This window comes from Polynucleobacter sp. CS-Odin-A6 (assembly GCF_018882095.1).
In the GTDB taxonomy this organism is placed as follows: domain Bacteria; phylum Pseudomonadota; class Gammaproteobacteria; order Burkholderiales; family Burkholderiaceae; genus Polynucleobacter.
Map to the genome: position 1 here is coordinate 63310 of NZ_JACVPD010000004.1, position 12575 is coordinate 75884.

General features: G+C 44.4%; 19 protein-coding genes. 12 read left to right on the top strand and 7 right to left on the bottom strand.

Translation table 11 applies throughout. The features are described 5' to 3' along the window. From rbfA to arsB, 7 genes are all read left to right on the top strand, one after another. Nucleotides 1–381 carry a 30S ribosome-binding factor RbfA gene (rbfA, locus tag ICN15_RS09200; RefSeq protein ID WP_216202449.1) on the top strand — a complete coding sequence of 127 codons (381 nt, stop codon included), beginning with the start codon at nucleotides 1–3 and terminating at the stop codon, nucleotides 379–381. A gap of 2 nt (nucleotides 382–383) precedes the next feature. Next, entirely contained in the window at nucleotides 384–1295 is a 912-nt protein-coding gene (gene truB, locus ICN15_RS09205; protein ID WP_216202450.1) for a tRNA pseudouridine(55) synthase TruB, read from the top strand. 63 nt (nucleotides 1296–1358) lie between these two features. After that, entirely contained in the window at nucleotides 1359–3176 is a 1818-nt protein-coding gene (gene typA / locus ICN15_RS09210) for a translational GTPase TypA (protein WP_216202451.1), read from the top strand. 302 nt (nucleotides 3177–3478) lie between these two features. Continuing rightward, on the top strand, nucleotides 3479–3745 hold the full coding sequence (locus ICN15_RS09215) for a hypothetical protein (RefSeq protein ID WP_216202452.1): 267 nt from the start codon (nucleotides 3479–3481) through the stop codon (nucleotides 3743–3745). A gap of 197 nt (nucleotides 3746–3942) precedes the next feature. Then, nucleotides 3943–4212, top strand: a complete 270-nt coding sequence (locus ICN15_RS09220; protein WP_370625445.1) for an ArsR/SmtB family transcription factor — start codon at nucleotides 3943–3945, stop codon at nucleotides 4210–4212. Then, nucleotides 4209–4688, top strand: a complete 480-nt coding sequence (locus ICN15_RS09225) for an arsenate reductase ArsC (RefSeq protein WP_216202453.1) — start codon at nucleotides 4209–4211, stop codon at nucleotides 4686–4688. The genes ICN15_RS09220 and ICN15_RS09225 overlap by 4 nt, the downstream gene beginning before the upstream one ends. A 19-nt stretch (nucleotides 4689–4707) precedes the next feature. Continuing rightward, the gene (arsB, locus tag ICN15_RS09230) at nucleotides 4708–5766 is read left to right on the top strand and encodes an ACR3 family arsenite efflux transporter (RefSeq protein ID WP_216202454.1); all 1059 of its coding nucleotides are present in this window, start codon (nucleotides 4708–4710) and stop codon (nucleotides 5764–5766) included. On the opposite strand, the gene ICN15_RS09235 is transcribed toward arsB, so the two are convergent. The 3 genes from ICN15_RS09235 to ICN15_RS09245 all read right to left on the bottom strand — a co-directional run bounded on the left by ICN15_RS09235 (nucleotide 5763) and on the right by ICN15_RS09245 (nucleotide 7364). Further along, nucleotides 5763–5999: a hypothetical protein gene (locus tag ICN15_RS09235; protein WP_216202455.1), complete on the bottom strand. Its 237-nt coding sequence runs from the start codon at nucleotides 5997–5999 to the stop codon at nucleotides 5763–5765. The two genes, arsB and ICN15_RS09235, sit on opposite strands and share 4 nt — an antisense overlap. Before the next feature lie 43 nt (nucleotides 6000–6042). Continuing rightward, complete coding sequence (locus tag ICN15_RS09240) at nucleotides 6043–6468, bottom strand: universal stress protein (RefSeq protein ID WP_216202456.1); 426 nt, start codon at nucleotides 6466–6468, stop codon at nucleotides 6043–6045. A 122-nt stretch (nucleotides 6469–6590) separates the two neighbouring features. Continuing rightward, entirely contained in the window at nucleotides 6591–7364 is a 774-nt protein-coding gene (locus ICN15_RS09245) for a TSUP family transporter (RefSeq protein ID WP_216202457.1), read from the bottom strand. 90 nt (nucleotides 7365–7454) lie between these two features. Between ICN15_RS09245 and ICN15_RS09250 the strand changes: the two genes are divergently transcribed. The 3 genes from ICN15_RS09250 (at nucleotide 7455) to ICN15_RS09260 (ending at nucleotide 9207) form a co-directional block, all read left to right on the top strand. Continuing rightward, entirely contained in the window at nucleotides 7455–8387 is a 933-nt protein-coding gene (locus ICN15_RS09250) for a pseudouridine synthase (protein ID WP_255532950.1), read from the top strand. Between the two features lie 111 nt (nucleotides 8388–8498). After that, the gene (locus ICN15_RS09255) at nucleotides 8499–8903 is read left to right on the top strand and encodes a Rap1a/Tai family immunity protein (protein WP_216202458.1); all 405 of its coding nucleotides are present in this window, start codon (nucleotides 8499–8501) and stop codon (nucleotides 8901–8903) included. Between the two features lie 28 nt (nucleotides 8904–8931). Beyond that, nucleotides 8932–9207 (top strand): YMGG-like glycine zipper-containing protein, encoded by a 276-nt coding sequence (locus tag ICN15_RS09260; protein WP_216862833.1) that lies wholly within the window; start codon nucleotides 8932–8934, stop codon nucleotides 9205–9207. 69 nt (nucleotides 9208–9276) lie between these two features. Here the strand turns inward: ICN15_RS09260 and ICN15_RS09265 are convergent, their stop codons facing one another. Both ICN15_RS09265 and ICN15_RS09270 read right to left on the bottom strand, forming a co-directional pair. Then, nucleotides 9277–9693, bottom strand: a complete 417-nt coding sequence (locus tag ICN15_RS09265) for a BON domain-containing protein (protein ID WP_216202459.1) — start codon at nucleotides 9691–9693, stop codon at nucleotides 9277–9279. A gap of 22 nt (nucleotides 9694–9715) precedes the next feature. Continuing rightward, nucleotides 9716–9871, bottom strand: coding sequence for a DUF3309 family protein (locus tag ICN15_RS09270; RefSeq protein WP_216202460.1), 156 nt, complete (start codon nucleotides 9869–9871; stop codon nucleotides 9716–9718). Between the two features lie 175 nt (nucleotides 9872–10046). On the opposite strand from ICN15_RS09270, the gene ICN15_RS09275 reads away from it, so the two are divergent. Then, complete coding sequence (locus ICN15_RS09275; protein WP_216202461.1) at nucleotides 10047–10271, top strand: CsbD family protein; 225 nt, start codon at nucleotides 10047–10049, stop codon at nucleotides 10269–10271. Between the two features lie 88 nt (nucleotides 10272–10359). Then, entirely contained in the window at nucleotides 10360–10863 is a 504-nt protein-coding gene (locus ICN15_RS09280; protein WP_216202462.1) for a hypothetical protein, read from the top strand. Nucleotides 10864–10868: 5 nt separating this feature from the next. Here ICN15_RS09280 and ICN15_RS09285 read toward each other — a convergent pair whose 3' ends face one another. Continuing rightward, on the bottom strand, nucleotides 10869–11555 hold the full coding sequence (locus ICN15_RS09285; protein WP_216202463.1) for a Crp/Fnr family transcriptional regulator: 687 nt from the start codon (nucleotides 11553–11555) through the stop codon (nucleotides 10869–10871). Between the two features lie 122 nt (nucleotides 11556–11677). Then, on the bottom strand, nucleotides 11678–12397 hold the full coding sequence (locus tag ICN15_RS09290) for a Crp/Fnr family transcriptional regulator (RefSeq protein WP_216202464.1): 720 nt from the start codon (nucleotides 12395–12397) through the stop codon (nucleotides 11678–11680). Nucleotides 12398–12575 lie beyond the last annotated feature (178 nt).

A 12575-nucleotide genomic window follows, 5' to 3' on the forward strand; every position in this document is an offset into this window, starting at 1 on the left:
ATGCATAAAACTAGCCCACATCGTAACCAGCGTCTCGCCGATCAAATTCAGCGAGACCTGGCCGAGCTGATCCCTCGTGAGTTGCGCAGTCCTAGTTTAGGCTTAATTACTTTACAAAGTATTGAGCTGACGCCGGACTTGGCGCATGCAAAAGTATTCTTTACGGTCCTGGGTGCTGAGCCTGCGGTCGCATTGAAGGCGCTCCAAGACAAAGCGGGTTATTTACATTCTTTATTATTTAAGCGTTTGCATATTCATACTGTGCCAACCCTGCATTTCCACTACGACAGTTCTGTTGAGCATGGTATTGAGATGTCCCGCTTAATTGATCAAGCAGTGGATAGCGATCGTACCGATCGTAAAGAAGAGAACGCGTCATAGTTATGTCTTTACGGATCGATGGCGTTGTCTTGCTTGATAAACCTGCTGGTATGAGCTCGCAAGGCGCAGTCACTGCTGTCAAGCGGGCATTGAATGCTGAAAAAGCAGGGCATACCGGCACTTTAGATCCGATGGCGACTGGTTTGCTCCCGATTTGTTTGGGTGAGGCAACTAAGTATTCTCAGGATTTATTAGAAGCCGATAAGACTTATATTGCTCAGGTGAAATTTGGTCAGCGTACCGACACGGGTGATGCTGAAGGTCACATCGTAGAAGAATTACCACTGCCGATATTTGCTGATTCGGTGGCCATGAAGTTGGCTCTAGAATCATTATTACCAGCGTTTACTGGACCCATTAGCCAGGTTCCGCCAATGTATTCAGCGCTCAAGCGTGATGGTAAACCTTTATATGAATATGCTCGTGCAGGCGTTGAATTAGAGCGTGCGCCCCGCGATATTACGATTCATGCGATTCGTTGGCTTGACATCAGTTGGCCTGTGGCAACCCTCGAGGTGAGCTGCAGCAAGGGAACTTACATTCGCGTTTTAGCGGAGGATATTGGGAAAGCTTTGGGATGTGGTGCTCATTTGGTTGGCTTGCGCCGCACCGAAGTAGGCCATTTGACTCTAGACCAATCTTTTGAGTTGGTCAGTATTCAAAAAGGCCTGCAAGATAGCTCTCACTATATTTTGCCGGTTGATGCGCTCTTGCAAACCCTGCCACACTTAACAGTGGATGAGCAGCAAGCAAAGCGTCTAGAGATGGGGCAGCGTGTCCCACTCAATATTCCGTCCATTGAAGCACTTGTCCGTATCTATCGCGCTACGGCTGCTCCCCATAACTTTATTGGCACCGGTGACTGGCGCTCGGGTGTATTACACCCTAAGCGCCTAATTTCTTCTGCACATTAAATATTTTTGACTTATTCATTCATTAACCTTAATTAACCTTATCCTTAACTTTAGAAGCTTCACATGACTAAACGCGCACTTCGTAACATCGCCATCATTGCCCACGTTGACCACGGTAAAACTACTTTGGTTGACCAACTCTTGCGCCAATCTGGCACATTCCGCTCTAATGAAAAAATGACCGAACGCGTCATGGACTCAAACGACTTGGAAAAAGAGCGTGGCATCACTATTTTGTCTAAGAACTGTGCAGTGGAATATGACGGCACCCATATCAACATTGTTGACACACCGGGACACGCCGACTTCGGCGGTGAAGTAGAGCGTGTGCTCTCTATGGTTGACGGTGTATTACTCTTGGTTGATGCGGTAGAAGGCCCAATGCCACAAACTCGCTTCGTTACTAAAAAAGCCTTGGCCCTTGGATTAAAGCCCATTGTCGTAATTAATAAAGTGGATCGTCCAGGCGCACGTTGTGACTATGTCATTAATGCAACCTTTGAGTTGTTTGATAAGTTAGGCGCTACTGAAGAGCAGCTTGATTTCCCGGTCATCTACGCCTCTGGTTTAAATGGTTATGCAGGAGAATCAGAAGATGTGCGCGAAGGTAATATGCGCCCATTATTTGATGCTGTACTGAAATATGTTCCCGTGCGCGATGATGATCCAGATGGTCCTTTGCAATTTCAGATTTCTTCAATTGATTACAACAGCTATGTCGGCAAGATTGGTGTTGGCCGCATCAGCCGTGGTCGTGTGAAGTCAGGCATGGAAGTGGTTTGCATGAACGGCCCTGATGGCACACCATTTAAAGGTCGTATTAATCAGGTGTTGAAATTTAAGGGTCTCGAACGTGAAATCGTTGACGAGGCAGTTGCTGGCGATATCGCTCTGATCAATGGTATTGAAGAGTTAGCGATTGGTACGACTGTTTGTGCGGTTGATAAACCAGATCCATTGCCAATGCTCAAGATTGATGAGCCTACATTGACGATGAACTTTATGGTGAACACTAGCCCATTGGCTGGACGCGAAGGAAAGTTTGTTACTAGTCGCCAAATTCGTGAACGTCTTGATCGTGAATTAAAAGCCAACATGGCTTTGCGTGTCAAAGAAACAGATGACGACACCGTATTTGAGGTGTCAGGTCGTGGTGAGTTGCACCTGACTATCTTAGTAGAGACTATGCGACGTGAAGGTTACGAGATGGCGGTTTCCCGTCCACGAGTCGTGTTCCACGAAGAGAATGGCGTCAAGATGGAGCCATATGAAAACTTAACGGTGGACGTAGAAGATGCGACTCAAGGTTCCGTAATGGAAGACCTAGGTAAGCGTAAGGGTGAGCTACAAGATATGGTGAGTGATGGCAAAGGCCGTACCCGTCTTGAGTACCGTATTCCTGCGCGAGGTCTGATCGGTTTCCAGGGTGATTTCATGACTATGACGCGCGGCAATGGACTAATGAGTCACACATTTGATTCGTATGCCCCAGCTAAAGATGGCATTTTGGGCGAGCGTCATAACGGTGTATTGATTAGCCAGGATGATGGCGAAGCAGTTGCTTACGCTATTTGGAAATTACAAGATCGTGGTCGCATGTTTGTGAGTCACGGTGATCCCGTATACGAAGGCATGGTAATTGGTATCCATAGCCGTGACAATGACTTAGTTGTTAACCCGATTAAGGGTAAGCAATTAACAAACGTGCGTTCTTCAGGTACTGACGAAGCAGTGCGCTTGGTGACACCAATCGACTTAACCTTGGAATACGCGGTTGAATTTATTAGTGATGATGAGTTAGTTGAAGTCACTCCAAAAAGCGTGCGTATCCGTAAACGCCACTTAAAAGAGCATGATCGTAAGAAGGCTTCTCGCGAGTAATTGCACTAAGTTGTTTTTAGAAGTCATGTTTTAGCAAAATAAGAGTCACCTTAGGGTGGCTCTTATTTTTTTCTGGGAAGTTAAAAAATAAAGAGTCATAGGCCCTTTTAAAAAGATTTTCATATTCAATGGGTCGCGCGATTAATGGGTTTAAGGCAATCCTGATGAAGTCAGGATTTCAGAAGAGAGTATTCGTGTAGAAACCACTGGAGATTCGACCGAGATAGAAATAGATACCCATGCCCACAGGTTTTTCTATAAAGTAGAGTAAATACTCTAATACACAATAAGGGAGCAAGCGTATGACAAATGAAGGTAAAAAAGCTGAAGAAGAGTTGGGGTCAGATGGTCTCCCAGGACATGATTACTTCTTGGATGCCGTCAAGCATATTGATGAGGCAGTAGCCAATAATTCCATTGCAGCAGGAGCGGCGAAAGGGTTAATTTACAGCCTGGTCGAAACGCTGGGTACCATGGTGGGCGATCCTGATTTGCCGGCACATCTTAAGTCGGGCTATATGGGGGCGCTCGATCTTGCGGTGGATTTAGAGTCCAAGTTAAGTAAGTAGACTCACCTAGCCTGTTCGCCAAATCAAGGGCAATTACGGTTGCGCAAGGTCAGCACATTTTATGTTGATCAGCCCATTGAATATGAGTGGAAGGATCTTGTCATAAACCTGTCATCTATTTCCATATAATTGGAAATATGAAAAACAACAATGCTATTTCTGCTTTTTTAGCACTAGGATAGGAATCGCGACTCAATATATTCCGGCTGATCGTTCAGCGCGGAGACCTTGGTTTAACGCCTGGTGAAATAATTGAAAAGCTGGGCATTCCGAATGCTACCCTGAGCTTTCATTTAAAAGAATTAGTGCAAGCTGATTTGCTGCTCGTTGAGCGCCAAAGTCGCAACCTGATCTATCGTCCTAATGCTTCTCTAGTGCAAGCCCTCAGCGCATTTTTATTGGATAACTGCTGCGGCGGTAAGTCCTGTACCTCTGTAAAAATTCCCAAGAAAACGAAAGCGCTATGAAAACCTATAACATCCTCTTTCTCTGTACACACAATTCTGCAAGATCTATCCTAGGTGAGGCCTTGGCTTCAACCCATCCCAGCGGCAAGTTTGTCGGCTATTCAGCAGGATCTACACCGGGAACAACGGTCAATCCAATTGCTGCAGACATTGCTGCGGAATTGGGGATGGATCGCACGCTCTTAATATCCAAAAGTTGGGATGTTTACGCAGAGCCCAATGCACCAAAGATGGATTTCATCATCACGGTTTGTGATAACGCAGCCGGTGAAGTTTGCCCATTCTGGCCAGGTCAACCCGCTACTGCCCATTGGGGCTTTCCAGATCCATCACAAGTGCAGGGTACTGATCTAGAAAAGCGAACAGCCTTTAATACGGTGATGAATGGCCTTAAGCAGCGGATTGATCTTTTGGCCAGCATGCCTCTAGAAAAATTAGACTCGATGACCCTCAAAGCAATCCATACATCAATTTAAATTTAAGCCAGACTGAAACATGAGCACCTTAACTAAAAAACTCTCTTTTCTTGATCGCTACCTCACGGTATGGATCTTTGCGGCTATGGCTTGCGGCATCGCGCTTGGTTTTGTATTCCCAGGAGTAGAGGGGTTGATTAACTCCTTTCAGGTGGGTGCAACCAATATCCCCATCGCTATTGGCTTGATATTGATGATGTATCCACCATTTGCAAAAGTGCGTTACGAAGATTTGCCTGATGTCTTCAAAGATAAGCGTATTTTTCTTATTTCATTATTAATGAATTGGATCATTGCCCCCTTATTAATGTTCTTTTTGGCGATTCTCTTTGTCCCCAATCAACCGGAATATATGGCAGGCTTGATTCTGATCGGCATTGCACCCTGCATTGCGATGGTCATTGTGTGGAACGATATTGCTAAGGGCTCAACAGAATATGCTGCTGGGCTGGTGGCATTTAATGCGATCTTTCAAGTCTTGTTCTTTAGTGTCTACGCCTATGTCTTTCTGACTGTTCTGCCGCCCTATTTTGGCTTAGCAGCATCTGATGTCAGCGTCAGCGTGGGGCAAATCGCAGAGAGCGTCTTTATTTACCTTGGAGTCCCATGTATTGCCGGCATTCTGACTCGAGTGGTGATGCTCAAGTTCATGTCTAAGGAAGATTATCACCAGCAGTTTGTGCCACGCATTGGCAAGTTGACCTTAATTGCTCTGCTATTTACTATCGTGGTGATGTTCAGTCTTAAAGGAAAGCTCATTGTGAGCCTACCAATGGATGTGCTGACCATTGCCAATCCTCTGCTCATCTTTTTCCTAATCATGTTCTTGCTGACATTCTTTGTAACCAGCAAGATGGGAATTGATTACAAACGTTGCTGCACGCTCTCCTTTACGGCTTCGAGCAATAACTTTGAGCTGGCTATCGCGGTAGCGATTGCTGTATTCGGCATTAACTCTGGAGCTGCATTTGCAGCGGTCATTGGTCCTCTCGTTGAAGTGCCCATTATGATTGGTTTGGTTGCGGTAGCCTTGTGGTTTAAAGAGCGTTATTTTGCAAAAGAGAAGGCTAAGCCTTAACGCTGGTAAGGCTTCACAAGATCCTCTAAGCCGTATGCGTCATTTGCACGACGCAATGCATCGATTGAGTGGCGCAATTCTTTGATGTCATTGTATTTGAGCCTTTGCAGCTTTTTTGGGTCTAAGCCGTAGGCATCAACCAAATAGCGCACCTTGCTTAGCCTCATTTGCAGGCGAATGAGCCAATACAAGGCAAAAAGGGTGGGTGCGAATATCAACAGCAAGATGCTCATCTAGACAGCCTTGTACTGGTTCTTCAGGTGATGAATTCAATATTTACTTAATTAGCAAAACAGGCTGCTTGGCTGCGTTGCTAATTTTCTGCGCAATCGAGCCCATAATGGCATCCATGATGCCAGTCCTTCCTTTTGAACCCATCACGATCAGATCAAATTTTTCTTTATTAGCAAGCATCAGTATTTCTTGCGCTACATTGCCGCGCCTGATAACCGTAGTGTGTTTGACACCAGCAGTATCAAGCGCCTTTTGGGCTGGCTTCAACTCTTTTTCGCTGACTTCACAGAGATAATCATTAATGACGTTAGTGGCAACAAACTGCTTCACGTGACCGAGCCCGATATCATCATGAACGCTAATGAGAGTCACTGCGCACTTGCTTCGCAACTCTTTAGCCAACTTACCGACATACTTGGCTGCATTGAGTGCGGATTTAGAACCGTCAATTGGCAATAGTATTTTCATTTTTTCTCTATTTTTAGTGACTACATTAAAACTGCATTAATTCAATGTACTCTCCTAATCACGATAAATCTATGAACAATAATGAATACCTTAGTAATTTACTTACTTATTACTGTTGTACCTTACTTTAGAAAAGCATCATAGAAGGTTTTGATGATCAAGATAGTCACTAGGATAAAAAAGCCTTTGCGGATAAAAGCATTACCCTGCTTAATCGCAATCTGGGTGCCAATTTGACCGCCTACAAGATTGGCACTGGCCATTAGTAAGCCGAGCTTCCAGTCAAAATAACCCAGGTAGAAGAACACGCAAAGCGCTCCTAAGTTAGAGGCGATGTTGAGGCACTTTGCCGGAGCTGCGGTGCGTAAAAAATCAAATCCCAAAATACGGGTGTAGAGCAACTTGTAAAAAGCACCTGCTCCAGGACCCAGAAAGCCATCATAAAAGCCAATGATTCCAGCGCCAGAAGAGGCGATTACTTTTTGTTGGCGGGGCTGATGTTTAGGTGCATGAATGAGGCCGGCACCCGACTTCATATTAAAAATCAGGAGTGCAAGTAGCAAAAATGGCAAAGCACTTCTCAGCCATTGCGTTGGTAATTGGGTGACGAGATAGGCTCCAGCAACAGAGGCAAAGAAGGCGAACCCAGAAGAAATAATCACTAAGCCCCAAGGGCTCTTGTTTACTCGGCTGTACTGAATGGCAGAGCCAATGGTTCCTACAATTGAGCCAAATTTATTTACAGAAAGTAGGGTGGCTGGCGGGAAGCCCGGTAATACCGCAAAGAGGGCTGGTACCTGGATCATTCCACCGCCACCAATGATGGAATCGACTAGGCCGGCAAATAGGGCGCAAGCGAACAATAAGCTCAGGTCGAAAACGGAGAGTTCAATCATAGTTCTTATTGATTTAGTGATTCTTTAATAAGGTGCCAGTGCATTTTAGAGGGGTTTCTGAAGAGGGGTGCTTGAGAAGGCGATAATCTCATGCATTCTTGTCCAGAGTTCAATCTAAAGCGTATGAAAGTCAATTCTGAGGGAGTTTCTTCTTCTCGAGTGTATCTGCCTGTAGGACAGAATTATCCTTGCTTGCTTGATTTCTTCATTGCCCATTTTCCGCATATTGATCCTGCAGAATGGAGGGCCCGCTTTAGCGAGGGTCTAGTGATGACTGCTGATGGAGAACCAGTCCAAGCCAATCATGCTTATATTTCTGATACCCACTTACTGTATTTTCGCCGTTTAGCCCAAGAACCAGAAATTCCCTTTGAGGAACAGATTCTTTTTCAGGATGAGCATATTCTGGTGGCTGATAAACCCCATTTTTTACCAGTCACACCTAGCGGTCTTTACTTGCACCAAACGCTGCTGAATCGGCTCAAGAAAAAAACGGGAATACAGACTCTGAGCCCCATTCATCGGATCGATCGGGATACTGCTGGGCTAGTGATTTTTTCAGTGAACCCACAGGAACGGGGTCAATACCAGAATCTATTTAGGGATCGTGTCGTTAAAAAAGTCTATGAGGCGATTGCGCCTCACTCAGAAGTGCTAATCCGTAAATTACCAATGACTTATCAAAGTAGGATAGAAGAGTCAGAGCATTTTCTGCAGATGCAGGAGGTGCAGGGTGAGTCAAATACCGATACCTTAATCGAGTTGCTGGCGGTGTCGCAGCCATGGGCAAAATATCGATTAACGCCCGGCAGTGGGAAGAAGCACCAATTACGTTGCCATCTTAATGCCCTCGGTATTCCCATCCGGCATGATCAGATCTACCCAATCCTAACGCCGTATCAAGAATTCCACTTGGATTTTTCAAAACCCCTTCAGCTATTGGCGAAAGAGATTTCATTCAGAGATCCATTAACAGGCGAAGATAAGATGTTTCAGAGTCAAAGGGAAATTCTCGAGTTTTAGTCTAAGCACTGAGATGACTCATTGCCCGTATGTCTGATAGCAGACAGACCAAAACGTAGGTACTTTCTAGACTAATTACTTATCAGTCTAAATAAGAAAGAGAAGGTGCTTATGAAAAAGTTATCCATTATTTTGGTTTCATTACTGATGTCCACAGGGGTGGCTATCGCCGCTACGGGCAGTCCCATGGCAATTAGTACCCAGGAGTTAGTAGGTGTCTGCACTGACCAGTCCAGTTCTACACATCAAACTTACTGCGATATCTATGGTCAAGGGGTATATGACAGCTATTTGGTAACCCGTCACCCCAAAATGGGCCCAGGATTTATTTGTGTTGTTCAGCCGGCTCCGTCTCGTAGAGAAGTCATGAGTCAATTTATGGATTGGGTCAAGCAAAACCCTGCCATGAATACTGTGCCTGCAGCAGATGCATTGCTTCGCTTTTTAGCAGTACGCTTTCCTTGCGATGCCTCAAGCATGTCACCTGCAAATGCTGTGAACAAAATTGTTCGTTAATAATTCATTCAGTGAATAGGAAAATATTATGAAAACAACCATTTTAGTTTTATCTGCCTCATCTATATTGGCATTATCTGCCTGCACCAACATGAGTGATACTCAGCAACGCACCTTATCGGGTGCAGCGATTGGTACTGCGGCTGGCGTTGGTATAGGCGCCCTGACTGGTGGCGGCCTCTTATGGGGTGCTGCTGGTGGTGCTGCAGTAGGCGCCGCTGGAGGATATATCTATGACCAGTATCAAAAAGATAAAACCAAAAATCCCCCAAAATCGAATTCAACAAAGTCAACAGTCAATTGATGAAGTGCTGCAGGGTGGGTCAATAAAAAAGCCGCTAATGATAGCGGCTTTTTTACTAGTACAACAATCTTATTTTGAAATCATCAGTTTATTCTTGACTGACTGAACACCTTCAACTGCCTCAGTGACCTTCACTGCTTTATCTACATTAGCTTGACTGTCAGCAGATCCAGATAGAGTCACTTTCCCTTTTTCAGTATCCACGGTGATTTTCATAGACTGTAATCCAGGCGCGTTTAGTAGGGCTGTTTTCACCTTAGCAGTAATTTGGGTGTCATCTAAAGCTTGACCTGTAGCCTTTCCTTGTTCTGACATGGCTTTGTCTGCCTTGTCAGCAGAATTAGATACTGCCGTTGTGACATTTTCAGCGACTTGATCAACTTTCTTGCCCGCTGTTTCCGCCGGTCCTGGCTTGTCGCAGGCCGCTAGTCCAGAAACAATCATCATTGAAGCAAATACGGCTTTAAATTTATTGTCAATTTTCATCTTATATCTTTCGTTCGTTAGTTTAAATTCTGCCCATCACTAGGAGGATGATTAGAACCAATATCACCAGACCCAATCCTCCGCTTGGTGCATAGCCCCAATTTCTACTGTGCGGCCACGCAGGAATGGCGCCCAGCAACATCAAAATTAAGAGTACTAAAACAATGGTTCCTAGCATTTGAAATTCCTTTCAGAAAGTTTCTACTCACCAATATACGTTTCGAGTAGGCATGTCACTGTTCGGCATCAGACATAAATCGCATATTAAAAATATATTTTTTGTGTTCGGCATCGTACTAACTACTAGCATGTTTGTGATCTAGGATGATCTTTCATACAAGGGAGGGTTTTATATGAATTGGGATATCGTGGAAGGCAACTGGAAGCAATTTAAGGGTAAGGTTCGTGTTCGATGGGGCAAGCTCACTGATGATCAACTAGACCTCATTGCTGGTAAGAGAGTGGAGTTGGCGGGGAAAATTCAAGAAGCTTATGGGATTACTAAAGATGAGGTTGAGCAGCAGATTCAGATTTTTGAAAAACAAATGAAAGACTATAAGTCTGAAGTGTTGAAGTAATTTTGCTGTACCGGCGCTGTGCTTGATGGAGTTTTTTAGCGATTTCTCCATCGACCAGCGTCTTTTTATGAATGTTGAGCTGTAAAACATGATCAAGTTATTTAAAACACTGCTATTCCTCAGTTTTTTCATTGGCGCAAATCAGTCCTATTCAGCTGATTCATATGGGCCCATTGATGTCATCACACCCAGTAGCAAAAGTGCGGTTTGGATAAATCCTGGGCTACTGTCATACCATTTTGATCAAAGTCAGAACTTCAATGCAGTCAACTATGGCTTTGGTGGTGAATACCAATTTTCATCGGTAGCATCCATTACAGCGGGTGCCTTTCGTAATAGCCACTATCATCAATCAAACTATATTGGGATATATTGGCAGCCAATTGCGATTGGTCCAGTTAAGGTTGGTATAGTAGCAGGCGGCTTCAACGGCTACTCTAGCAATAATAATGGCGGCTGGTTTCCCGCAGTATTACCTGCTTTTACAATAGAAGGCGACTGGGTCGGACTAAACTTGTTGGTGATACCGACTATTGGTGATCATGTATCTGGTTCACTCTCTTTTCAAGTGAAATTTAAGGTATTTGAATAGAGTTTCTAGCCAATCATGGAGGTAAAGATCTTCCGATTCTTTAAGTAGCAACTGCAAGCCTCAGCCTTCAGTGCAACTCGATTCAGCACTTTCATTTCTCCGCGATGGTACTCAATCAGACCTCTTCTTCTGAAATCTGCTGCGATGGTTGTAATGCCTACTCGCCTTACTCCCAGCATGAGAGCGATAAATTCATGTGTCATTAAGAAAGCAGGGGACTGCGCTCGGTCCTGACTCATGAGAAGCCACTTTGCAAAGCGTGGACCGATTTCATGAAAGTGCTCACAGGCAACTGATAATCCCAGTTGCTTATTTCGCACCGCAAGATAGGAGCTCACTGTATCTTTAAGTTCAATACTGTTTTGAATTTCAAGTAAGAAATCCTGTGCTGCTATTTTCCAGGCGCTTCCTATACCCTGAACAAGGGCACCAAAAGGGTTAGTGTTGATACCAAGGATATGCTCAGCGCCTAGCATGCCCTCTCTGCCAATCATGCCTACTTCGAGAGGGGGGTGTTCATCAATGCTTTGGGTAATGGAAATAAAGCCATCTATTGGAAAATAGATGTAATCAGTCTGTTTATCAGCTATACAGATAATTTGAGAGAGCTTAAATTCAGTGAGTGTGGCCTTGGAAAAAATAAGCTCTTGATTAATTTTTGGTAATAAATTGAGTAGGAAGTTCCGATTCATTTGTTATGCCTTCGTGTTGAGTGAATAACCTTGCTTGGGCAACAGGGCACAAATGACATTACTACTTCTTATCCCGCCTCTACTATCAATCTACAAATGGATTTGGTCTGTCCGATATCGAACTAAACAGCCAATTTATTTGGAAGCAGACGGTCGTACTCACTCTTGACTACCTGATAGCACTCACAAGTGCGATGTTCTAGGCCAGCTCTATCCAGAATAGAAATGTGTCCACGAGCATATTTAATCAGGCCTGCTTTTTGTACCTTGAGTGCCGCTTCACTCACACCCTCCCTACGCACTCCCAACATATTGGCAATGAGTTCTTGGGTCATGATGAGCTCATTACTTGGCAGTCGATCCAAGCTTAATAATAGCCAGCGACAAAATTGCTGATCGAGTGTGTGATGGCGATTGCAGACTGCCGTTTGCGTCATTTGAGTGATTAGCGCTTGGGTATACCGCAAGAGCAGGTGCATTAATGGACCTGCATTATTAAATTCTTTCAATATGATGCTGGATTTGATTTTGTAACCGAGTCCAGCACTTTGGACAACGGCTCTACTGGAGGTAGATTCACCCCCCATAAAGATGGAAATACCGACAAGGCCTTCACGCCCTACAACAGCAATCTCTGCTGAGGAGCCATTTTCTAGTGCATAGAGCAGGGAAACAATGGCAGTAGAGGGAAAGTAGACGTGACTCATTTTCATATTTGGCTCGTATAAAACCTTGCCAAGTAGCAAAACAGACGTTTCTATATGGGGTAAAAGCCTCTCCCATTCCAGAGCTGGAATTGATTTAAAAAGATCATTTTGATCCTTCATGGCCAACAGTGACATACGGTCCCCTAGATGTTATTTCTCGGTTAGAGACCTTCAGAATATACTTCTTAGAATGATAATTACTATGTTCGGTATCGTACATAGAAAAATTTCATGTAATTAAAAACCCCACCAAAATATCTGGTGGGGTTGAATTCTCTTGGGTAAACCAGCTTAAACGGGTTTATAAGCCCCT

Excerpts from the sequence above, each read along its gene's own strand:
- rbfA (WP_216202449.1), top strand. The coding sequence starts at position 1 with ATGCATAAAACTAGCCCACATCGTAACCAGCGTCTCGCCGATCAAATT.
- truB (WP_216202450.1), top strand. The coding sequence starts at position 384 with ATGTCTTTACGGATCGATGGCGTTGTCTTGCTTGATAAACCTGCTGGT.
- typA (WP_216202451.1), top strand. The coding sequence starts at position 1,359 with ATGACTAAACGCGCACTTCGTAACATCGCCATCATTGCCCACGTTGAC.
- ICN15_RS09215 (WP_216202452.1), top strand. The coding sequence starts at position 3,479 with ATGACAAATGAAGGTAAAAAAGCTGAAGAAGAGTTGGGGTCAGATGGT.
- ICN15_RS09225 (WP_216202453.1), top strand. The coding sequence starts at position 4,209 with ATGAAAACCTATAACATCCTCTTTCTCTGTACACACAATTCTGCAAGA.
- arsB (WP_216202454.1), top strand. The coding sequence starts at position 4,708 with ATGAGCACCTTAACTAAAAAACTCTCTTTTCTTGATCGCTACCTCACG.
- ICN15_RS09235 (WP_216202455.1), bottom strand. The coding sequence starts at position 5,999 with ATGAGCATCTTGCTGTTGATATTCGCACCCACCCTTTTTGCCTTGTAT.
- ICN15_RS09240 (WP_216202456.1), bottom strand. The coding sequence starts at position 6,468 with ATGAAAATACTATTGCCAATTGACGGTTCTAAATCCGCACTCAATGCA.
- ICN15_RS09245 (WP_216202457.1), bottom strand. The coding sequence starts at position 7,364 with ATGATTGAACTCTCCGTTTTCGACCTGAGCTTATTGTTCGCTTGCGCC.
- ICN15_RS09250 (WP_255532950.1), top strand. The coding sequence starts at position 7,455 with ATGCATTCTTGTCCAGAGTTCAATCTAAAGCGTATGAAAGTCAATTCT.
- ICN15_RS09255 (WP_216202458.1), top strand. The coding sequence starts at position 8,499 with ATGAAAAAGTTATCCATTATTTTGGTTTCATTACTGATGTCCACAGGG.
- ICN15_RS09260 (WP_216862833.1), top strand. The coding sequence starts at position 8,932 with ATGAAAACAACCATTTTAGTTTTATCTGCCTCATCTATATTGGCATTA.
- ICN15_RS09265 (WP_216202459.1), bottom strand. The coding sequence starts at position 9,693 with ATGAAAATTGACAATAAATTTAAAGCCGTATTTGCTTCAATGATGATT.
- ICN15_RS09270 (WP_216202460.1), bottom strand. The coding sequence starts at position 9,871 with ATGCTAGGAACCATTGTTTTAGTACTCTTAATTTTGATGTTGCTGGGC.
- ICN15_RS09275 (WP_216202461.1), top strand. The coding sequence starts at position 10,047 with ATGAATTGGGATATCGTGGAAGGCAACTGGAAGCAATTTAAGGGTAAG.
- ICN15_RS09280 (WP_216202462.1), top strand. The coding sequence starts at position 10,360 with ATGATCAAGTTATTTAAAACACTGCTATTCCTCAGTTTTTTCATTGGC.
- ICN15_RS09285 (WP_216202463.1), bottom strand. The coding sequence starts at position 11,555 with ATGAATCGGAACTTCCTACTCAATTTATTACCAAAAATTAATCAAGAG.
- ICN15_RS09290 (WP_216202464.1), bottom strand. The coding sequence starts at position 12,397 with ATGTCACTGTTGGCCATGAAGGATCAAAATGATCTTTTTAAATCAATT.